The 21,236-nt window shown below is 41.5% G+C and carries 18 protein-coding genes, 1 tRNA gene and 1 pseudogene; 14 read left to right on the forward strand and 6 right to left on the reverse strand.

Annotated features, from left to right (window positions below):
* Positions 1 to 3: 3 nt before the first annotated feature.
* The 3 genes from traM (at position 4) to BLS28_RS18440 (ending at position 2,605) form a co-directional block, all read left to right on the forward strand.
* A complete protein-coding gene (gene traM / locus BLS28_RS18430) occupies positions 4 to 1,071 on the forward strand; it encodes a conjugative transposon protein TraM (RefSeq protein WP_091170773.1) in 1,068 nt (355 codons plus the stop codon).
* Between the two features lie 2 nt (positions 1,072 to 1,073).
* On the forward strand, positions 1,074 to 2,348 hold the full coding sequence (locus tag BLS28_RS18435) for a hypothetical protein (protein WP_256337479.1): 1,275 nt from the start codon (positions 1,074 to 1,076) through the stop codon (positions 2,346 to 2,348).
* 77 nt (positions 2,349 to 2,425) lie between these two features.
* Positions 2,426 to 2,605, forward strand: coding sequence for a BF3379 family histone-like protein (locus BLS28_RS18440; protein WP_091170778.1), 180 nt, complete (start codon positions 2,426 to 2,428; stop codon positions 2,603 to 2,605).
* A gap of 64 nt (positions 2,606 to 2,669) precedes the next feature.
* Here BLS28_RS18440 and BLS28_RS18445 read toward each other — a convergent pair whose 3' ends face one another.
* Positions 2,670 to 4,787: a hypothetical protein gene (locus BLS28_RS18445; protein WP_091170781.1), complete on the reverse strand. Its 2,118-nt coding sequence runs from the start codon at positions 4,785 to 4,787 to the stop codon at positions 2,670 to 2,672.
* A gap of 526 nt (positions 4,788 to 5,313) precedes the next feature.
* Here BLS28_RS18445 and BLS28_RS18455 point away from each other — a divergent pair.
* From BLS28_RS18455 to BLS28_RS31605, 6 genes and pseudogenes are all read left to right on the forward strand, one after another.
* Positions 5,314 to 5,895 carry a hypothetical protein gene (locus tag BLS28_RS18455; protein ID WP_091170786.1) on the forward strand — a complete coding sequence of 194 codons (582 nt, stop codon included), beginning with the start codon at positions 5,314 to 5,316 and terminating at the stop codon, positions 5,893 to 5,895.
* Positions 5,896 to 6,088: 193 nt separating this feature from the next.
* Positions 6,089 to 6,256 (forward strand): hypothetical protein, encoded by a 168-nt coding sequence (locus tag BLS28_RS30935; RefSeq protein ID WP_176844505.1) that lies wholly within the window; start codon positions 6,089 to 6,091, stop codon positions 6,254 to 6,256.
* A 4-nt stretch (positions 6,257 to 6,260) separates the two neighbouring features.
* On the forward strand, positions 6,261 to 7,322 hold the full coding sequence (locus BLS28_RS18460) for a DUF932 domain-containing protein (RefSeq protein WP_091170789.1): 1,062 nt from the start codon (positions 6,261 to 6,263) through the stop codon (positions 7,320 to 7,322).
* 42 nt (positions 7,323 to 7,364) lie between these two features.
* On the forward strand, positions 7,365 to 7,910 hold the full coding sequence (locus tag BLS28_RS18465; RefSeq protein WP_091170793.1) for a hypothetical protein: 546 nt from the start codon (positions 7,365 to 7,367) through the stop codon (positions 7,908 to 7,910).
* A gap of 200 nt (positions 7,911 to 8,110) precedes the next feature.
* A complete protein-coding gene (locus BLS28_RS30940; RefSeq protein ID WP_176844506.1) occupies positions 8,111 to 8,275 on the forward strand; it encodes a hypothetical protein in 165 nt (54 codons plus the stop codon).
* A pseudogene (locus tag BLS28_RS31605) lies at positions 8,244 to 9,020 on the forward strand (recombinase family protein); the annotation flags it as partial. The gene BLS28_RS30940 and the pseudogene BLS28_RS31605, both read left to right, overlap by 32 nt.
* A 734-nt stretch (positions 9,021 to 9,754) precedes the next feature.
* Here the strand turns inward: BLS28_RS31605 and BLS28_RS18480 are convergent.
* Both BLS28_RS18480 and BLS28_RS18485 read right to left on the reverse strand, forming a co-directional pair.
* Positions 9,755 to 9,841: transfer RNA gene (locus tag BLS28_RS18480), tRNA-Ser, on the reverse strand.
* A 172-nt stretch (positions 9,842 to 10,013) separates the two neighbouring features.
* Positions 10,014 to 10,349, reverse strand: a complete 336-nt coding sequence (locus tag BLS28_RS18485; protein ID WP_091170798.1) for a hypothetical protein — start codon at positions 10,347 to 10,349, stop codon at positions 10,014 to 10,016.
* Between the two features lie 703 nt (positions 10,350 to 11,052).
* Here BLS28_RS18485 and BLS28_RS18490 point away from each other — a divergent pair.
* The gene (locus tag BLS28_RS18490) at positions 11,053 to 12,207 is read left to right on the forward strand and encodes a hypothetical protein (RefSeq protein ID WP_369596632.1); all 1,155 of its coding nucleotides are present in this window, start codon (positions 11,053 to 11,055) and stop codon (positions 12,205 to 12,207) included.
* A 14-nt stretch (positions 12,208 to 12,221) separates the two neighbouring features.
* On the opposite strand, the gene BLS28_RS18495 is transcribed toward BLS28_RS18490, so the two are convergent.
* Positions 12,222 to 12,551 (reverse strand): ArsR/SmtB family transcription factor, encoded by a 330-nt coding sequence (locus BLS28_RS18495; protein ID WP_091170804.1) that lies wholly within the window; start codon positions 12,549 to 12,551, stop codon positions 12,222 to 12,224.
* 286 nt (positions 12,552 to 12,837) lie between these two features.
* On the opposite strand from BLS28_RS18495, the gene BLS28_RS18500 reads away from it, so the two are divergent.
* Together BLS28_RS18500 and BLS28_RS18505 are read left to right on the forward strand one after the other, a co-directional pair.
* Positions 12,838 to 16,272 carry a beta strand repeat-containing protein gene (locus BLS28_RS18500; RefSeq protein WP_143020815.1) on the forward strand — a complete coding sequence of 1,145 codons (3,435 nt, stop codon included), beginning with the start codon at positions 12,838 to 12,840 and terminating at the stop codon, positions 16,270 to 16,272.
* A gap of 4 nt (positions 16,273 to 16,276) precedes the next feature.
* Positions 16,277 to 16,513, forward strand: coding sequence for a hypothetical protein (locus tag BLS28_RS18505; protein ID WP_091170812.1), 237 nt, complete (start codon positions 16,277 to 16,279; stop codon positions 16,511 to 16,513).
* A 66-nt stretch (positions 16,514 to 16,579) separates the two neighbouring features.
* Here BLS28_RS18505 and BLS28_RS18510 read toward each other — a convergent pair whose 3' ends face one another.
* Both BLS28_RS18510 and cobA read right to left on the reverse strand, forming a co-directional pair.
* A complete protein-coding gene (locus BLS28_RS18510) occupies positions 16,580 to 16,939 on the reverse strand; it encodes a DUF7009 family protein (protein ID WP_091170817.1) in 360 nt (119 codons plus the stop codon).
* A gap of 4 nt (positions 16,940 to 16,943) precedes the next feature.
* Complete coding sequence (cobA, locus tag BLS28_RS18515; protein WP_091170819.1) at positions 16,944 to 17,672, reverse strand: uroporphyrinogen-III C-methyltransferase; 729 nt, start codon at positions 17,670 to 17,672, stop codon at positions 16,944 to 16,946.
* A 288-nt stretch (positions 17,673 to 17,960) separates the two neighbouring features.
* Between cobA and nirB the strand changes: the two genes are divergently transcribed.
* Together nirB and nirD are read left to right on the forward strand one after the other, a co-directional pair.
* Positions 17,961 to 20,456, forward strand: a complete 2,496-nt coding sequence (gene nirB / locus BLS28_RS18520) for a nitrite reductase large subunit NirB (RefSeq protein WP_091170822.1) — start codon at positions 17,961 to 17,963, stop codon at positions 20,454 to 20,456.
* A gap of 66 nt (positions 20,457 to 20,522) precedes the next feature.
* Positions 20,523 to 20,873, forward strand: coding sequence for a nitrite reductase small subunit NirD (nirD, locus tag BLS28_RS18525; RefSeq protein WP_090525796.1), 351 nt, complete (start codon positions 20,523 to 20,525; stop codon positions 20,871 to 20,873).
* Positions 20,874 to 21,236 lie beyond the last annotated feature (363 nt).

Below are 21,236 nucleotides of genomic sequence, written 5' to 3' on the forward strand. Positions count from 1 at the left end.
TTTATGACAACACCAGAAAAAAGAAAACTCATCATGCTGTTGGTGATGCCGGTGTTCGTGTTCTTGTTTTCTGCTTTGGGCTTTTACGCCCTGGGCGGCGGACGAGGCTCGACTACAGCACAATCGGCAGCAACGCAGCCCGGCATCAATACGGCCTTACCGGGTGCACAACTGCAAAAGGGAGACCCAACGGATAAATTGAGTGCCTATGACCGGGCGCAGCGCGATAGTGCAGCGGACAGATCGCATTCGGCAGCCGGAGCCTTTGCGGCATTGGGCTGGGATACAGCGAAATTTAATAAACCGGCCGGTTCGGCTGAAGCAAACGAGGTCAAAATCAACGAACGCTTGGCGGCTATAAACCGGCAAATCAGCCAACCGCCGCAGCAGGTTAAGCAGCTAACGAACACTGGTAGTTCGGATAACAGCCAAGCCGAACAATTGAAGCAATTGGAAAAATTGCTGAAGGAAAAACAAAATGAGGCTAATGCGCCCGATCCGCAGATGGCGCAACTAAGTGGTATGCTGGATAAGATCAAAGAAATTCAAAATCCGGGTTTGGTTTCGGACAAACTGAAAAGGGAAGCTGCAAATAAAAAATCGGACAGCGCTTTTAAGGCGATACCAGCAATTATCGATGGCAATCAGAAAATATTGACTGGAGGCGTCGTGCGGTTATTGCTGGCGGATACCGTGCGCATTGATGGTATGCTATTGCAAAAAGGTCAATCATTGTCAGGTTCATGCTCGATCACCAATCAGAGGCTGCTACTGGAAATCAAAAACATTCGTTTAGGCACTTCGATCATCCCCGTAAATCTCACCGTGTTTTCGCTGGACGGCATGGCGGGCATAGCGGCGCCTGAAGCGGAACTCAGCGAGGCCGCCGGGCAGGGGACAAACGGTGCGCTGGAAAGCATGCAATTCCTGTCAGCGGACTACTCGCTCGGTACACAAGCGGCGACGGCGGGTATCTCGGCGGCAAAAGGATTACTCGGCAAGAAAGCGCGACGCATACGGGTGAAACTGCATGGCGGCCAGCAGGTGCTGTTGAGGGTCAATAAATCTTAGTCATGCAACTGGAAACGAAATACGCCGGGGAGATCATTGCCATGCTGGAGGAGGCGCAGGATGTAGGCATCAATCATGTGGTGTTTCCACTGGTGCCAACGGCAGCGGAACTGAAGCCGCAGCATTTCGTGTTTTTCGACACGTTGGGTTATGCGATGGAATACCTGGAATCGAAAGCGCCGTACTATGAGCCGCGTGGGCCAGGGCAAATGCATGAGATACATTACCGGCGTGTCGATGCTTTGCTCGACGAACTGAAACAAGCCAATTCATTAAAAAACGTAAAAGATATGAATTACAACAATCTGGAGAATCTAAAGGAAGAATTGACCAAACTGGGATTTGGTAAGAAAGTCGCGGAAGACATGCAAAAGCAAATGGAACGCGGTGTAAGTGATTTTACGATACATGATCGTGTGCTGGGTAACAAAGGGCAGATCGATATGACGCTGAGCTTTAAGCAATCGGGCCAATCCGAAAATTATTACCTGAATAAGTACGATGTGCGCCTGCTAAATGGTAAGCCATTGGCCGAGGGTGAAAAATACATGGTTATTCGCCCGAACGAAAAGGAACCCGGCAAAAACGATGTAAAGTCTTTTGATAAGGTTGAGGACGCTTTAACTTTCTTTAAGGCGCAGTTTGGCGACGCGGTATTGGCTATCGGTAAAGACCCTGCCCATAAAACCGAACTGGCGAAAATGCAAGAAGGCAACGTGAATTATATCGAAAAGGACTTTAATCGCACTTACCGCAACCCGGGTATCAGCCAAACTATTTACGTGGAACGCGGTAAGGGATTTACCGCCGAACAGTCGGCCAATATGATCCAGGGGCGGGCGGTATTTCGTGATGATTTGTTAAAGTTGGGTGGCGAACCCTACCAGGCTTGGGTTAAATTAGATCTGGATAGTCAGAAAGATCGCCACCATAATTTCCAGACATTACAATATCATGTGCCAACCTATGGCTTTATCCTGGAAAACACGCTGAACAAGTTCAATATTAAAGAGCTGAATGATGAAAAGCAACATGAACAATTGATCAAATCTGTCGAAAACGGTAACCGCCCGCTGGTAACCGTGAGCAAGGATGGCCAGGAAAGTAAGCTGTACATGGAAGTTTCACCGCGTTATAGCCAACTGAATTTCTTCCGTGAGGACGGTAAACCGGAAAAACGCGAACAGTTCCTGAAGGAGCCGGCCAAAGATCATAAGCTGGAAGTGAGCAAGGATAAGAGTCAAGCCAAAACCCAAGAACAGGGCATGGCAGTTTAAGTGGCTTGTTTATCTTTGCTGCCTTATTTATTGAAAAACATTTATTTACATCATTATTAATTTAAATTTAAAAGACTATGGAAAAATTAGCAGAACTGAAAGCGTTGGTAGAAACCGCCGAAAAAGAAGGTGCAGCCTTTTACGAGAAAAATAACAAAGCGGCCGGTACTCGTCTGCGCAATGCTTTACAGCAGATCAAAGTTGTGGCCACAGACCTGCGTAAAGACGTAACGGAAAAGAAAAACGCAGCGAAATAAATAACAAATCACGCTTAACAAATTTGGGAAAGCCCTGCTGTGAACCGGCAGGGCTTTGTTATTTTTAATGTGTTGTCGCTGGTATAATTTCTTGAGAAGATGGACTTTTCGACTGATTCTCCGCCCAATGTAAAAATACGGGCCGCCAGTGGGTGATATCTACAACCCGTAGATCATCGTCAAGCCAACGCGACCTTGAAGATGTGAAATAGTCTTCCTTCGTATCATGACAGATACTTTCCATTACCTCGATAGCGGGTACCATTGTTGCTACGCCGGCTTCATATATTTTTCGTTCCAGACCTTCTATATCAATTGCCCATTTTAAGCCCTTTTCTGGATCAATATCAAATTGATAAGAAGATTTAACCACCGTCCTCTTTGGATACAACACACCATCAAACTGAATAAGTTCCGAGATGATAGGCAGCTTCCCCTGGGCTGGGAAATGCTCCAAGTAGCGTTTTTGCGTTACCAACCACTCAGTAAACGCATGTTCATTCTCTGGAAATGGCATATTTAACTTCAGCCAGTCTAACAGCATATTAATTTGGCCGTAGGAGGAAATTTGTATAATTCTGTCCGACAATGTGATGCCGATAGTAAGAGATATATTAAAATCAATATTTTTCCTAATCATGGCCTCAAATAAGTTGATTAGTGCTTGCACTGAATTATTTAGAAGTTGTTGTGCTTCAGGGCCCGCATGCATAATTAACGGAATGTTCCAATAATTATCTGGACTTTTAATCAATAGTACTTCTTCTGGGATATTTATGTTGTCGCCAATCTTCATCAACGACTTTTTAAACTCCAGGAAATAGTAATCGATGCAGCGATAGGATTTTACATCGTCAGAAATGATATCGAAGGAATCGACGTATCTGCCTTGGCGGTCCGTGTTCCGTGGGTTAAATAACGATACCATTAAACGCAATCCATCGGCAGCTTCGATCTTATAAGGGAAAAGATGCTGCTCTAATGTTAATGGCTCCTCTTCGGCAGGTTTTAACGCTTCGTATTCTTTTTTAAGTCCGAAATACTCATAGATGATCGGATTTCCTCTTAGGAATAATGTAACTAACAATTTCCATTTACTAAGTGCCAACGGGCCATTAATCTTAAAGAGCTTGGTATAGACCGATTGTTTACCGTAGCCCTTTATATCTTTATCCAGCCGGTCAAGCATTTCATAAACGTCGTAAGACCTTATCGCCGCATCAAAATGCTCGAAGCCTCCTTTGGTTTTGTCATAGACTGTATGTATATATCGGCAATGATAATGGTCATTATCCAGTGGCGAACTATCATCTTGAAGTTCTTCCATTTGAAAAGAAAACTTTTGACCAGGTTTATCCCATTCCCATAAAAATTCGCTGCGGCTGAATTCATAATAAGCTCTTTCATTAGGATCACAAATATGTACCGACACGCCTTCTTTAATCGAAGTTATATCGTCATTGTAGGTCGGGCCCCATTGATATTCGAGTTCCATATAAGGACGGAATGAGGGAGCATAACCCAACTGATCCTCGTCGATTCTAAGATAAAGATCAAGCTCTGTATTGTTTCTCAGCGATATCAATTCATCTAAAAATGCAGCATTCAAAGTATTATGAATTGACTCAGATCGTCTGAAAAAATGATGAGCGAAAACAACCAGTTCGGAATATTTATTCTTAAAAATTCCTTGTCCTAAATATTCAAAATGATCGAATAAAACTTTAAAGGGAACAAGATTGTCACGATAAGTTTTTTCGAACAGAAACGGGTATAGCAATTTGGCTATACCTGATTTATTTGCCGTTAAACAATTGATATGTGTGACTTTGCAACCAGTAATATTATTAAGTTCAAGCAGTTTGCTGAATGGTTCAAGAAATTCTTTGGAACTCTCAAAATACTTGTTAGTTCTAAAGATAGCATGGTTTTCTAGCACTAAAGCTTTTTCCTCATCTGTTACGGGTATGTGCTGCAGTGCGAGCAGTCTGGTCAAATGTGGCTCCAGATACAAAGCAAAGGGTTTTGCCCAACCCATGGGTTTATGCTGATTATGCGCAAAAAGCATTGGCATGCCTTCCTTAAATCGATCTTTCAAAGCCATTTCAAGAGCGGTTATCCATATCCGATAACCATAACGATCAACGGAATCAGTACTAAGAACGGCGAGATTGGTTTCCATAATAAGGCTTAATAGTGGTTGACAAGATACTGATTTTACAGTTTGCAAATCTCAAATAACGTCAGCGGTTCCAGCCGCTCCGTAAACTTCGCCGCTTCGCCGCATTTTGGGCAACATGGCCACGTTCCTCGGCCATATTGCCTGTTGTTGTTTTCATGCTTTACTAAGCGCTTTTTAGGTTATCCAAATTTCCCCCTCTGGCTTTTTCGCAAGCAAATTTCTGAACGTCGTGCTGCCTGCCAAGACCTGGCCCTGCGGGTTTGCTGGAAAAAAATCTCCATCCCCTGCGCTGCGCTCCGGGGTAGTATTTTTTTCCGCAAAGTCTTGTCCTGCAGCCCGCCGTGTTCAGGTGAGGGTGCTTACAAAAAGCCAGCGAGGCGTATGCCGAGCGGCTTGATTGAAAAGCATAACGGATATGGACACACGGAATAGCAGAGCGCCCCCGGCCTGACGGAACAGCAAGACCGCCGACCATCACAGGGATTAAGAATTGAATTAAGTAAAAACCATTTAAAAATTAGAAGTCATGGAAACCAAAGAAGTAAAAGCAACAACCTCAACCGCAAACAACAACGATAAAAAACAAACTCCTGCCGCCGCTAATATGCGCCCCAACGTCGCAGGTAAAGATAAAAACGATGAAACTACAGCTAAAAATACCGCACAAGCCGCAACCGCTACGGCGTCCCAAACTGCCGCGCCTGCGGCCGGCCTTGCCGCTTCGCCTGCAAAAGCCGAAGCAACTGAACCCATGAAAGCTGCCGAGCCGACCAAAAAAGAATTAAAGGCGGAGTTACAAGAAACCCAAACACGGGGTTTGGAAGATACTGTAAAATTAGTGGAGCAATTGGGTAAGAAGATTGCACAAAAGAACAAGCTGTTTAACACCGTTTCCAATCTGGACACCTTTGTCGTTACGCAAAATGACGACAAAGACGATGCCACGGCAGACAGCAAATTCCTGCGCTGTGAACTGGTGATTTCGGACGATGATAATAACGAGTTCGTAACAAAAAATCCTTACATCATTTCCCGCGTGGTGGATATGGTGAAACAGCTTTGCATTGAAAAATTGGCCGAGGTTGAAGCCACTATCGTTATTCCTTAAACAGCAATAGCCCTGTGCCTTTATGGCATGGGGATTTTTTATTTACTAAAATTTACAGGTATGCTACAGCTATTTATAGAACTGACCAACCAAATTTTTTGGGAGGGTTATGCGGAACAACTGGCGAAAGAGAACCCCGCAGTTTTCCAACGGGAACTGGCGGATTTTGTGGACTGCTATAATTCGTAAGGCTATGGAAGATACCATTTTTTTATTGGTCAAAGCGACCATACAGACCAGCCACCTACAGGTACATGATGCCATCACGGAAATACAGCGTAAGGCAACCTGCACAATCAGCGACACCCGCAAGGTGAAAATTAAAAAACTTGAATTCATGGATTATAAACTCAAATCTTAAAGTCATGGCACATAATCTCAATTATAACGAACAGGCTGGAAAACATAGTTTTTTCAGCGTAAAGGAAAAAGCATGGCACGGCCTGGGGCAGATCATTAGCCAATACCCAACGAGCGCAGAAGCGATACAACACGCCTGTTTAGATTACACGGTAGAAAAAAGGCCTTTGTTTACTTATGATACTGCAAACTACATAGGCAATACAGAAGATGGTATCATTATACCCGAAATTGAAGTGCCTGACTTCTTCGCTACAGTTCGCACCGATACCGAGCAGCCGTTGGGCGTGGTCGGTAAAGATTACGAGGTGATACAAAACGTGGATACATTCAGCTTTTTTGATAGCATTGTAGGCGGCAAAGGCGGCATTATGTACGAAACTGCCGGGGCTTTAGGTAAAGGCGAACGTATTTTTGTTACCGCCAAGCTACCCGATTATATCAAAGTCGGGCGCAACGATTGTATTGAAAAATACTTATTTCTGAATGCTTCGCATGACGGAACAGGGAGTATTTATATTGCTTTTACGCCTGTTCGCATTGTTTGCCAAAATACACTCAATGCCGCCATGCGTAACCATGTCAACCATGTAAAAATCAGGCATACCGCCAGCGCTTCCGATAAACTGAAAGAAGCGCACAAGATGCTTGGCATTACCAATCAGCTATCAACGGAACTGGAGGCGATTTTTAACCGCTGGTCACGGGTACGCATTACCGACCCTGAATTAAAGAAGCTGATACAATTAGCCATGTGCCCGAATAAGGAAACCCACGAAAAGTTAACCACCGGCAAACATGCGGAATTATCGAGCCAATTTAACAACATGGTCAGCAGTGTGTTTGATTATGCAATGACTGCACCGTCTCAGCAAGAGAGCACCGCTAAGGGTACACTATTCGGTGCCTATAATGCCGTAACGGGCTACTTTCAAAACGTCCGTAATTTCAGGGACGAGGAAAGCAAATTCAAATCCATCATGGGCGGTACAGGGTTGCAACGCAACCAAACTGCATTTGACCTGTGTGCCGATTTTGCCAAGCACGGCGCAAGCAGCTTAAACTAATAGATGGGGCAGTAATGCCCCTTTATTTAAATTAAAAAAATCATGAAAACGATAGATCAATTAACCAATGTCGAAAAAGCTAAAATCATTTTCGACCTGTTCAGGTCTGAAATGCCTGACTTTTTGGAATATGTTAACACTATAGCGGAAAAAATTGCCAGTAGCGAACAAGAAATGATTGCTAACTGGAATAATCCGTTTTTGAGTTATCAGCAATGGCTGAACCTGTCTTATCAGGTTACAGGAGTTATTAAACGTTATGCTAATGGGTTGACTAAAAGTGCTAACGTGTTTTCAGAACAGTTATTTGGTGGTTACTTAGCTATATTCAGCAACCATTGTTTAGAACAGTATGGTTTAAACAAGGCTAAATCACCACGCTTTGCGCTGGCCATACAATTGTTTTATCTGCCAGCTAAAGAGATTGAACAGCAAAGCTATAAATACTTGGTACTGGAAATGCACGGCGGGCCTGAATATGCTGCAATCTGCACGGATGAGGATGGCAACACGCTGGTTTTTGATAGTCGCGAGGATGCTGAAAAAGAAGCGGCAGATTGTCAGGACGGCTTAGTCGTCGAAATATAGCCTGAAAGGCCGGGTCGCCCGCTGCTGCTCCGCAGCAGACGGGCGTTGCTGTCGCAAGTAAAGTCCTTCGATGCTTTCTACTTCTCCCGCTATTATTTTGACACTTACGATAAGTATCAATTTCATCTTAGGGATACCGCTCGTTTTCTCTGAAATATCACTTACAACCTTGCAATCTTGATGGTTGATAAACTTCATTTATGGAACAAAAATCAGCTATAACTTGCACTGAAACTATAGATAAAAAGAATTCTGAAAATGAGGATTTTAGCAATAATTTCCGTAAATTATTAGCTGAAATTGTCTTGGAAATTATTATAAAAAGGAGAAAAAATGGACGCCATTGGGTATATAAGAATAAGTAAAAAGGATCAGTCCGTTCACTCTATCGAGTATCAGGAAAAGAACATCAGGGATTATTGTGAGTATAATCATATTGCGCTCAACTCCATTTTTGTTGATGATGGTGCATCCAGCTTTACATTTGACAGGCCGGATTACAAAGCGTTAGAAAAATTCATCAAAGAACACCGTGGTAAAGTAAAATATCTTATTGTACTTGACCATGACCGCTTCAGTCGCAACTTGCCCGAAGCATTACAGAAAATAGAGCAGTTAGAAAAGACTCACGGTATTAAGGTAGTGGCAACCAGCGAGCCATTAGACATAGACACGTCCGACCCTTCCGTATTCCTTCTCAGGGCATTTAAATACCTTATCGCCAACCAGGAATTGCTAACCATACGTAGAAGGGCAAAGATGAGTGCGAGGCATGCACAGGAATCAGGGCGTTATCTGAACAAAGCGCCTTATGGCTATCTGAATGGCAGGGGGAAAGATGGCAAAATGGTTTTGATGATTGACGAAACGAAAGCCTACATCATTCAAAAAATATTCAGGGATTATCTCGCGGGCGTTCCTCGTTATCTGATACATCAGGAGTTAAAAAATATAGGTTTTCCACAAAGCGGAAACGGAGCTATCTTTCGGATTTTGACAAATCCCCTATATGCTGGCTTAGTTAGAGTTGTAGCCCATGGGAAAAATCCAGAAAAGATTGTAAAGGGTATCCATGATCCCATCATTTCCGAAACGCAATATTGGCGGGTTCAAGACATGTTGGGTATCACCAAACGGGCGATGAAAAGCCATCCCAAAGCAGAATTCCCACTTAAGGGGATTTTACAAAGTCCTTGTTGCGGTTATAGTATGACAGCGGGCTGGTGTAAAGGCAAAAAGAAATACTACCTGTATTATCGTTGTATAAAGCATACCAGTACCAATATTTCAGGTACACTTTTACATGAGCAATTCAACAAACTTTTGATCAATATGAGTTTTTCGCAGGAACTGATTGATGAAATTGTCGATGATGTTAAAAGCGGCTTAAATGGAATGCAATCCGTTAGGGATAAGGAACTGGCCGATGTCGATAAGCAGTTGGGCTTGCTGTCAGAAAAAATGGAAAATGCCGAACAAAAAGTAATGGATGATACAATCAATGCCGATACCTATAAAAAATGGAATAAAAGGTTCACAGCGGAAAAAGCTCAATTAATGGCTCGTAAAGAAGAATTGGAAGATAGTTTAGAAGATTTTATCAATCAGGAACTATTAGTTTTGCCTTATCTGCTAAACCTGCCTCACATTTTTGAGGAAGCGACAATCAACCAGCAGCATGCTATTTTAAGGGAGGTGTTCAAACAAGGTCTCACGTTTAAAGAAGGTATATTTAGAACACCTCAGCTACATCCAGACTTCACACACAATAGGCTGAAATTAAAACAATTAGGGCTGCTCATTGATGAACAGCCCTATGATGATTTAGATAAAATCTCGTATTGCGGAGAGTTAGGGATTCGAACCCCAGGAACCTTTCACAGTTCAACAGTTTTCAAGACTGCCGCAATCGACCACTCTGCCAACTCTCCGGGCGCAAAAGTACAAATCTGAACCGAATTGCCAAATCTGAATTGGTACTTTAAGCACAGGTTAAGCAAATGTTATAACGAAGTGTCTGTTTATCAGGTTATTATAATTGATTTTTTTTGCAATTAATCATTTTACGTTCAGAAATTCACCTCGATGTTCGTATAATCAAGTTTAATAATCCTGCAGATCATGTTCAAATCTTCTTATACTTTCAAATAGCATGGCAAATCCATCGGCCATTTGACGAAACAAGCGCTCGTCAATGCTGTATTTAATTGAGCCGCGTAAACCATGAGTCTTTAAAATACCCATCCGTTTTAATTCGGCAATGTGCTTGGTTATTGTTTCTTGGTTAAATGGGATGCTATATAAACTTTCTTTGGGCACTAAATTGCCGTTAGCTATAATAATACGAACAATGGCAATCCTGACCGGCAACGCAAGGGCTTTGGCAAAATTAGCCAGTTCGTTATCGGTATTTGAAAATTTTAAGTTGAAATAAGGCATAACTTGTATACACGATTTTTAAATAAATTAATAATACAGCGTTAATCGCTGTAAATGCAGGTATTAAGAAAACATTGTAAAAGGTACTGGCAGGTGAGAAGCTGATAACTCAGATTTTCCAGGTACAGGTAATGGAAAAAATGTTAGCAGCGTAAAAAACCTTGTGAGACCGAAATCTACTTTGAGTGTCATATTGTGATATGAGCCGGAACGGGCATAACTCACAGGTACGAATTAACCTGAATTGATTATTTAATGCAGTTAAGGTTTTGCCGAAAATGACCCGGGGGCGGGATAAAAAGAGAACAGGTGCCGATTTGCTGTTATTTGCACTCGAAATAACCGGATCGTTTTGTTTTACCGTTCCGTTGTTAAGCGTTAAATACTTTCCTGTTTTAGCATGACCTGCAATTTTGGGACATCGTGTAACATGCAAACACGAAAAAAAGAAATATCCTATTGCTATAAATAAGCATAGTATTCTTTTACCTAATGTTTCTGTCCCCATGCATCATAATTTTCCAATTCAAATCTATGCGCCTAGTATTAATAGTATGTTGTTAAACGATTAAAATAATATTAAGTCAATTGATGTTTTAATTTGCAATTTTGTATATTTAGACATAAACCAAAATGCTTTAACCCTTATAAGTAAAATGATGTGTTTGCTATGGGCAGATATGTTAAAATATTATTCCCTTGTTTGATACTTTTAAGTACAGTTAATTTGTTTGCTCAAAATAACAGTAGGATTTGTTTTGCTTTTTATGATGGTACATTTAATGCCGATGCTTTAACTATTAGGGATACCACAGGCGGACTATCGGTAAATAACATACAAAGCTTTTATATCAATGTTGATGCCGGTAATTATAAACCTCTACTTGATGCATTGTTGAGTTATAAACAAGATCACCAGCTTAATGACTGGCTGTATTACCAGCTCGTGCGTAAAACTGCCCAGCAGATAAGTCCTAAAGAAAAAAATTACAGTAGGTATACCTTGTATAAATGGTTCCTGATGGTTAAATCGGGCTATGATGCACGATTGGCGCTGGCCGGAAAAAAAATCATTTTTTATGTCTACAACAATGAGGATGTATCAGATATTCCTTCTTATACGGTTAATGATAAAAAGTACATGTGTCTTAACATTCATGACTACCCGGGTACCGATCTTACAATACAACCTGCTATTCCTGTTGATATCAATGTGCCCGGTGCAATAAACTCATTTTCATATAAGGTTACGAGCATGCCTGATTTTACGCCTGCGGACTATGTTGAAAAGGACCTGCAGTTTACATATCGGCATAAGGCATACTATTTCAAGATTAAGCTTAACCCGCTGATTGATTCCATTTTCAGGAATTATCCGGTTGTCGATTTTGAATATTACTTCAATATTCCCCTAAGTAAAGAAACTTATGGATCGCTGATTCCTTTGCTAAAGAAAAATGTGGACGGCATGAGTATCAAAAAAGGCGTTGATTACCTGATGCATTTTACGCGATATGCCTTTTTATATGAAAATGATGATATGAATTTTGGCCGGGAGAAACGGTTGAGCCCCGAAGAAACGCTGTTTGCCCAATACAGCGACTGCGACGATCGTGCCGCGTTATTTTTTTACCTTGTTAAAGAAATATACAATTTGCCGATGATAGCGGTGTTATATCCAACTCATATAACTATGGCAGTGCAGTTTGATAAACCGATGGGGAAACCCGTGCTTTATAAAGGAAAAGCTTATTCCTTTTGTGAGCCTACGCCACAACCGCGTGATCTGAAGATAGGACAGGTATCTGCCTCGCTTAAACAGGTACCTTATAAGGTTGTGTATGAATATAACCCATAAATTAACAAGGCAGATCAGGTCTGCTGGTCCGCCTTGTTAATAGCACTGAGCATATTTTCAAACTCGGCTGTATATCTGTTCCAGGTTGGCCAGTTTACATCATACAACGATTTTTTACCATCAATTGCAACAGTGATCAGCTTGGCATCCATCAATTCTTTTAAATGATGGGATACCGTTGGCTGCGCTAAAGGGAGTATTTCAACTATTTCGCCGCAGGTAAAATGCTTGTGCTGTGCCAAAATGCGCATAATAGCGATTCTTGCAGGGTGCGAAAGCGCCTTTGCTACCATTGATATGTCCTGATCTGTTGCGGCAAACTCAGTCTTTTTATGATTAGCCATGTTTAAATATGAGTTACAAATATATAATTCATATTTAAACATGAACAACTCTCGGCCCAAGCCTTCATCCAATCTTCATAAGGTTGCATACGCTGATATTGCTCAACTGTAAATACGCTTTAAAATGAGCAAGATAGAGCAAGAGGTGTTAATTATAGGTTAATTCACATTTTAATTAAAAACCTTTGCGATAGGTTTTTCGTAAAACGTAACTATTAATAAATATGGGATAACTATGCACTTGCGGGATGTCTTTAAAACACCACGGAAATTTTTTTTACTGCTTTTGATAAATCTTTTCTTTTGTGCTAGCAACGCCCTCGCTTCTTATACCTTTGCCTGGGATGGCAGTTCATCAACGGATTGGAATACTACGGCGAATTGGACTATTTCCGGCTCGGGAAGTGGAACAGCCACTTATCCGGGAAGTGGGGGCAGAACCGATGACATTGTTCAGTTTGGGGTAACCGGATCAATATATACCAATCAGCCGGTATTGGCTACAAGTGTAACAGTTGGCTCCATTACATTTGGAAGTATTCAATACATTTCCACTTACGTACTAAGCGGCACAACATTAACGGGAACCGTTTTAACTGTTAACGGCGCCACACTCACCGTAGCGGGAGATATTACCCAAAACTATAATTCAAGCACTTCAGGCACAAGCATTTTTAATGATATCAGGGGAACGGGAACTGTAACCTGCACCAACTTACAGTTTGGCAGCACTGCTTCTGTAACAACCTCATCCTTTTCGTTTTTAATCCTTGAAGCATCTGCTTTTACAGTAAGCAATAACGTTAATATTAATTTAAACGTTAGACAAATAAATGGCAGCGGTATCAGGCTTGAAGGAGGCACGATGACCATAAACGGGCAGATCAATTTTACCAACCGGGGCGTGACGGCCAGAAATTCAGGTTACTTTACGGTCAATGCCCGTACATCGTATAAAGTAACAAACACGAATACGAATCCCACATTAGTATTGGCTAATACGAGTGCTATTGGTACATTAGTTACCCCGTATTCTTCAGCAAACTTTTATGGCGACCATAACCCGGGTGGTAAGGCAACGGTCAGGTATACCGGCTCAAATCCTTTAATTTATACTACAGCCACACTTGGGTTTGGTCCTGGTGGTGGCGTAGTTAACACTAACGCTTCAACTGATCCTATTTATGATAACCTGGTGATCCAGGGGACGGGGACAGCGGTTATAGGTGGATCTGCAAGTACGGGGCAGACGAGTTATCTTAACGTCGATTCTACGCTTACGACAAACTCAAACGTCTCCTTTTCAAACCCCACAAATACTACCACTACTATAGGTGCAGCCGGATCAACAGCGGCCACGTGGACGAATAATTCGGCAGCAACCATTACCGGTGGTACGGGATCAATTGATATAAACGGAACACTTAGCAATGCAGGTACCATGAATATGGGTACGGGTGCTTTAAATATCTCGCGTAATTACACAAATACAGGTACGTTCACGCCTAATCCATCCGCGCTGATATCATTTGACGGTACAACCCAAACCCTTACAGACGCAACTGCCACGGGAACAAATTTTTACAATGTTACCTTCACCACAGGCGGAACAAAAACAATGGCCTCAGGAAGTACATTTACCGTCGCGCCAACTTATACATTAAATGTTAACTCATCGTCAACGCTTGCGGTAGGCAATGTCACATCGACCACAACGGCGCTTACCATACTATCCACCGCTGCAGGCGATGCAAGTATCGGCAGTCTTTCAGCAGGCGCCATTACGGGCAGTATCAATGTTCAACGTTATGTGAAAGGTACATTGCGTCGCTATATGCTAATGTCATCGCCGGTACTTAATACAACATCAACATTTTTAACAACCGGTTCGCTTAGCACCTATAATCTTTTACCGCTTATCGCTACAACGTACATTACCGGTCCAGGGGGTACAACAAATGGATTTGATGATGCTACAGCTACCGGCAACAGCCCTTCGGTATTTGTTTATGATGAAAACGCACCGGTTACTTCGGATGTAAATCAGGTATTGAATAATGAATACAAGCCTTTTAGCTCAACAAGCCAGGGTTTGCCACCTGCAAACGGTTTTTTATACTATTTCAGAGGGAGCAGGAGTGTAGCAAACCCCTTTGTAAGGCCTTTTCCGGCAACAGATAATGCTACGCTAAACTTTTTTGGAACTGTTATTAAAGGTACGGGGGCCAGCAATGCAACATTAACGGCCAATATTGTGAATTTTCCATCTACACCGCCAACTTATTATACCGCTACCGCGGTGAGTGCCCCGGCTACCTTGTCTTATCACACGTCAACACCGACTGTTAAACAAGGTTTAAACCTTATTGGTAATCCATATGCCTCGGTAATAGATCTGCATACCCTTTACACTGTAAACACTACTAATAAATTTTATTATATGCTGGTAAAAGATGCCAGTACCGGAACCAATAGCTCGTCAACCAAATTCGCGTTGTATGATGCCAGTACCGGATCTATTGGCACAGGAGCAAGCCGCTACGCTTTATCAGGGCAGGGATTTTTTACCGTTGCAACCTCTGCTTCAGCTATTAAGTTTGATGAAACAATGAAGGTAGCATACTCAAATTATAGCGGAGCGCTTCCATCAACCCCTGTATTTAATGTTGTTGGCAGCCCTTCAAAAAACATTACGGCTTCATTTGCAGCAAGCCCGGCTACCAATAATGTTGAAAGCAGTATTCCTCGTCTAACTATGAACCTGGTACAAGACGCTATTGTTCATAACTCTACCGACATCAATTTTGATGAAAACGCTACCGACAAGTTTGTGCCCGGTGAAGATGCGCCCTACTATCGGCCATCGGGGCAGGTTGATTTGTTTTACTCGTTAAGCAGCGATTCGGTAGGGTGTTTTGCTAATTACACAGGTAACCTCGAAAAATTAAAACGTGTGAATCTCATCGTTACTTTCTCTAATTATGGTACTTATAAACTCACCTCACCTGTAAAAAAGAACATTGACGAAAGATATTCCATCTATCTGAAAGATAAATATACCAATGATTCACTCGATGTTGTAAATAACGCCGAGTACGCATTTAAGGTTGATGCAAATCCGGCAAGCTATGCTCATGACAGGTTTTATCTTAAAATTGGTATCGTACCGGGACACGATTATCGCTTGCTGAGCTTTAACGGTAAAAAAGTAGCCGAAGGAATATCCCTTAATTGGGAAACTGATAACGAAAGTAATTTTACCAAATTCGCTGTTCAAAAAAGTGCTGACGGGGGCAAAACGTTTTTGACTATAGATAGCCTGCAGTCAACAGCTACCGGTAAGTATAGCTACACTGACCAAACTCCAGGCAGTGGCCAGATCGTTTATAGGCTTAGCCAAAACCTGGTAACCGGCGAAACTAAATTATCTGATAATCTAAATTTTGAAATACGGCCGGGCCCCGGTGTAAGTAAATTCCTGGTATATCCAACTGTGGTTTCGGCCAGTACAGTAAATATAAAGTTAGAACAAACATCTTCAAAACCTGTTAGGATAAGTATAGTTAGCCCTTCGGGCGCTATTGTCAGAAAGCTATCGGCTACTGGTACTAATACCTTTCAGGAAAATGTTAATAGTTTAGGCCGGGGACTTTACATAGTAGTTGCAGTTAATGAAAGCACAGGAGACAGGATTGGGAGCGGAATGTTTTTTAAACAATAACAGTATGTACGTATTATCTATAATTACATCAAAATGGAAAACAGTATTAGCTGTTATTATAATCAATTTGCTTACAGTATCCTTGAGTTATGCAGATCCGGGAGATGGCCTTTGCGATGGTAATGATGGCGGACCTGATGGTTGCCCGCTTGATACCTGGGTATGGATATTAATTTTAGTTGCGTTATTTTTTACCGTGCGGCATTTAAGGTTGAATAACCAATCCAAAGCTTCATCATAACTTCGGTTTAAATGATTTTTATTTACTGATAAAGTATATTTATCAGTAAATAAATTCACTCCAGGGTTAATGTTGAAGTTTTAAGCTCAATGGGTTAGGATAATTGTCGCTTTGGTCTTCAGCCACATTGTCAAGACATTTAAAATCTTTTTCAATAAGCAGGTACATTTGGTTGTTGTTGCTTTCGTAACCAACACGATCGGTGCTCGCCCATTCAACGGCCATCGCGGCTGGCATATACATAATTATGGTGTTATCGCTGAACCCGGCAGTTAAAAATTCAGTTGCAGAGCGTTGCAATGCATATTTAAATACTTGTGAACCAAAATTGGTGCTTTCTTCCAGATAGCCGTCCCTGTTAAAGTTTTGCACGTCTGTTTTGGTGAGGCGATAACGCAGTGAGTTTCCTTTTATCCTGATCTTCATTTCCTTAATTTTTTACGTTAACAACATCACCTATAATAATAATAGCGGGGTAAGTAAGCTGATTATCTGCCGCGATAGCTTCAAGGTCGCTTACTTTTCCTTTTGCAGATTTTTGTTGGGGCAATGAAGCATGCTGTATAATAGCTGCCGGTATATCCCCTTTGCCAGCTTTTATATAGGCTGATGCTATTTCTGCCAGCTTTTTCATCCCCATATATATAACAACTGTTGCGTTACTGTGCATGGCGCAGGTTAAATCGGCAGATAGGCTGCCGTCTTTTTTGGTGCCGGTAACCATCCAAACGCTTTCGCTCACTTGTCGGTGGGTTAGGGGAATGTCTTCCAGCCCGGAGGCCTGCATGCTGGTTACACCCGGTATGTAATGTGTGGTGATACCATGTGCACGTGCATAAATGATTTCTTCAAACCCGCGGCCAAATATAAACGGATCGCCTCCCTTTAACCTTACCACGTTACCTTTAGTAAATGCGTAGTGTTTTATCAGTTCATGAATTGTTTCCTGCGGTGTATAATCACCATAAGGTTGCTTGCCAACGTATACCTTTTCACAATCATCCCGGCTTATCGCCAGTAACTCTTTGTTAGCCAGGTTGTCATATAATATCACATTTGCCTGCTGTAATACCTTAAATCCCTTGATAGTCATCAAATCTGGGTCTCCTGGACCTGCTCCAAGTACAAAAAGTTCAGGATTTTGTATTTGTTTTTGCATTTTATTAAATTAGTGATTAAAAAATAGACTTTTAAGCCTTTATATTTTGGTGATTTTGTTAAAATAGCAAAATCAGTTTAAAAAATCTGTTTAAATAATGATGTAAATTATATTAATAGCACTAATTTATGAATTTAAACGTCAATAATCATGATTTATTTAACAAAAAATTGAAATTAAATTTTTATTTGATGCTTTTTTGAGTTATAATTGTAATATAAATGAAATCAAGGTCGCAGTTGATTCATTTTTAGTTTGAAAATTGCTTTAACATTTAAAAATTTCGATATGTCAAAACCAACCATCATTGTTGTTGGTAACGGTATGGTAGGTTATAAGTTTTGCGAAAAACTTTTAGCCAGATCAACACAGTTCCAAATAATTGTTTTTGGCGAAGAGCCGCGTCACGCTTATGACAGGGTGCATCTTAGTGAATATTTTAACGGCAAGACTGCTGATGATCTTTCGTTATCCACTTTATCGTGGTATTCAGATAATGGCATCGCGCTGCATTTGGATGACCCCATCCAGGAAATCAATCGCACCGAAAAAACAATCCACTCTTTAAAAGGCATTACACTTAAATATGATTACCTGGTTTTAGCAACCGGCTCATCGGCTTTTGTACCTGATATTCCGGGTATTGAAAAGGAAGGTGTGTTCGTGTATCGCACCATTGAAGACCTGGAGTTGATCAAGGCCTGCGCTGTTAATGCAAAATCAGGGGCTGTAATGGGTGGCGGCTTGCTGGGGCTGGAAGCTGCTAAGGCTTTAATAGATCTTGGCATTTCTGAAACGCATGTCATCGAATTTGCACCGCGCCTGATGCCGCGTCAGATAGACTCTGCAGGGAGTAATATGTTGCAAATGAAATTGAGCCAGCTGGGGTTGCATATCCACCTTAATAAAAGCACTGCTGCTATTACCGGCGATAAAAAAATCCACTCATTAAAATTTAATGATGATAGCCAGCTTGCTGTAGATATGCTGGTTATTTCGGCCGGTATTCGCCCGCGCGATGAGCTGGCTAAATTGGCGGGTTTGCATGTAGGTACACGTGGCGGTATTGTGGTGAACGAAAAAATGCAAACCAGTGATGAATGTATTTATGCTATTGGTGAATGTGCTTTATACGAAGGTATGATATATGGCCTCGTTGCACCCGGCTATGAGATGGCTGATATTGTAGCAGCTCATTTAACTGAGGCTGATAAGAGTTTTTATGGCTATGATATGAGCACCAAACTAAAGTTGATTGGTGTTGATGTGGCCAGTTTTGGTGATGCCTTTATTACTGAACCTGATTGCCGTACCATTTTGTTTGAGGACACGCATAAGGGGATTTATAAGCGCATTAACATTACAAACGATGGCAAGAACCTTTTAGGTGGTATTTTAATCGGCGATGCAGATGCTTATAATATGCTGCTGCAAACCGTTAATAATAAAATAGTACTGCCGCCGGATCCTGAAGATCTGATATTAGGATCAAGGGGAGGTGAAGCTAATGCAGGGGCAGGTGTAATGAGTTTGCCTGATGATGCGCTGATCTGCTCATGCGAGGCGGTTACCAAAGGTGCAATCTGTTCGGCTGTAAATGAGGGTGGTGTGACTGGTATTGATGGCATGAAAAAATGCACCAAGGCGGGTACAGGCTGCGGCGGTTGCGTACCATTGGTAAAAGATTTGATTGCCGGCACCATGAAGGCAAATGGTCAGTATATTAAAAATGTTATTTGTGAGCATTTTGATTACTCGCGCCAGGAATTGTTTGACCTTGTTAAAATAAACGGGCTGAAAAACTACGATCTGGTACTTGATCATTATGGCAAGGGCGATGGCTGTGAGGTTTGCAAGCCGGTTGTTGCCAGTATTTTATCCAGCTTATGGAATGATGTTATTGTAAAGCAGGAAGCAATACAGGATAGCAATGATCGTTTTTTAGCCAATATTCAAAAGGGGGGTACTTATTCTGTTGTGCCGCGTATTCCGGGTGGTGAAATTACGCCTGATAAATTGATCGTGATTGGCCAGGTTGCTAAAAGATACGGGTTGTATACTAAAATAACCGGAGGGCAACGCATTGATATGTTTGGTGCGCACCTGAGCGATCTTCCTTTAATTTGGGAAGAGCTTATTGATGCCGGTTTTGAAAGTGGGCATGCTTACGGCAAGGCACTCCGTACTGTAAAAAGCTGTGTAGGCAGTACCTGGTGCAGGTTTGGCCTGCATGATAGTGTGACTTTCGCCATCGAGGTGGAGGATAGATATAAGGGGATCCGCGCGCCGCATAAAATTAAAGGTGGTGTAAGCGGTTGTGTTAGGGAGTGTGCCGAAGCGCAATCAAAAGATTTTGGAATTATAGCCACGGAGAAAGGTTGGAATTTATATGTGTGTGGCAATGGTGGCTCAAAGCCTCAGCACGCCCAGTTGTTGGCTACAGATATTGATAAGGAGACTGTAGTTAAATATCTCGACAGGTTCCTGATGTTTTATATAAAAACAGCCGATCAGTTAACCCGGACAGCAACCTGGCTTAATAAACTCGACGGTGGCATGAGCTATCTTAAAAATGTAATAGTAAATGACAGTCTTGGATTGGGCGAGCAGTTGGAAGAGGAAATGCAGGCATTGGTAAATACTTACCATTGCGAGTGGAAAGAAGCTATAAATAACCCTTCAATGCGCAAGCGCTTCGCTCATTTTATAAATGCGCCTGATGAAAAAGATCCTCATGCTCAATTTGAGCCAATGCGTGAACAGGTTCGCGCTAAGGAATGGTAGGTTTTATTAGGAAATCCCGAGTTTTTAGTTCAAAGTTAGATTGATCATTATTAAAAAGAAAACACAATGGAAGCAACAATAGCAACCCAATGGATCATGGCCTGTTATGTTGATGATGTGCCCGAAAATGGCGGATCATGTATTAAGCACGGTGATGAACAGATAGCAATATTTAATTTTACACGTCGCAATGAATGGTATGCTACGCAAAATCTTTGTCCGCATAAGCAGCAAATGGCAATATCGCGTGGCATGATCGGCAGTGCCGGCGAAAGCTGCGAGCCAAAAGTAGCTTGTCCTTTTCATAAAAAAACATTTTCGCTGCTTACAGGTGAGTGTCTGGGTGAAGAGGAATTGGTGATAAAAACTTATCCGGTAAAAATAGCCGATGGAAAAGTTTTTGTCGGAGTTGATTAAATGTTAGTGTATTTAGGCGGAAAATAGAACGAAATTTACATTAAGCGCCGTTGCCGAAAGGGGTAATGGCGCTTTTTTTGTGTTTTTGTTTAAAATTTTGGTGTATTTAATACACCAAGGCATTGGTTAATAAAGTCATGTTCGTTTTTGCTGTCTTATTTTGAATTTATTTTTCGAATTTTTAGAGTTTAAAGCAAATTTAAATGGCGTTATATCGATGTATGTGATTTTTTATAGTGATTTTATTTTGTTTAAATGGTTTTAATTTTGTTTTTGCGATGGTTTATTGATTTTTTATCTATTAATAAATTGTTAAAAATGCATTTCATCTGTTTTTGATCGTTTGTAATTTGAGTTTTTATC

This window comes from Mucilaginibacter gossypii (assembly GCF_900100945.1).
GTDB lineage: Bacteria > Bacteroidota > Bacteroidia > Sphingobacteriales > Sphingobacteriaceae > Mucilaginibacter > Mucilaginibacter gossypii.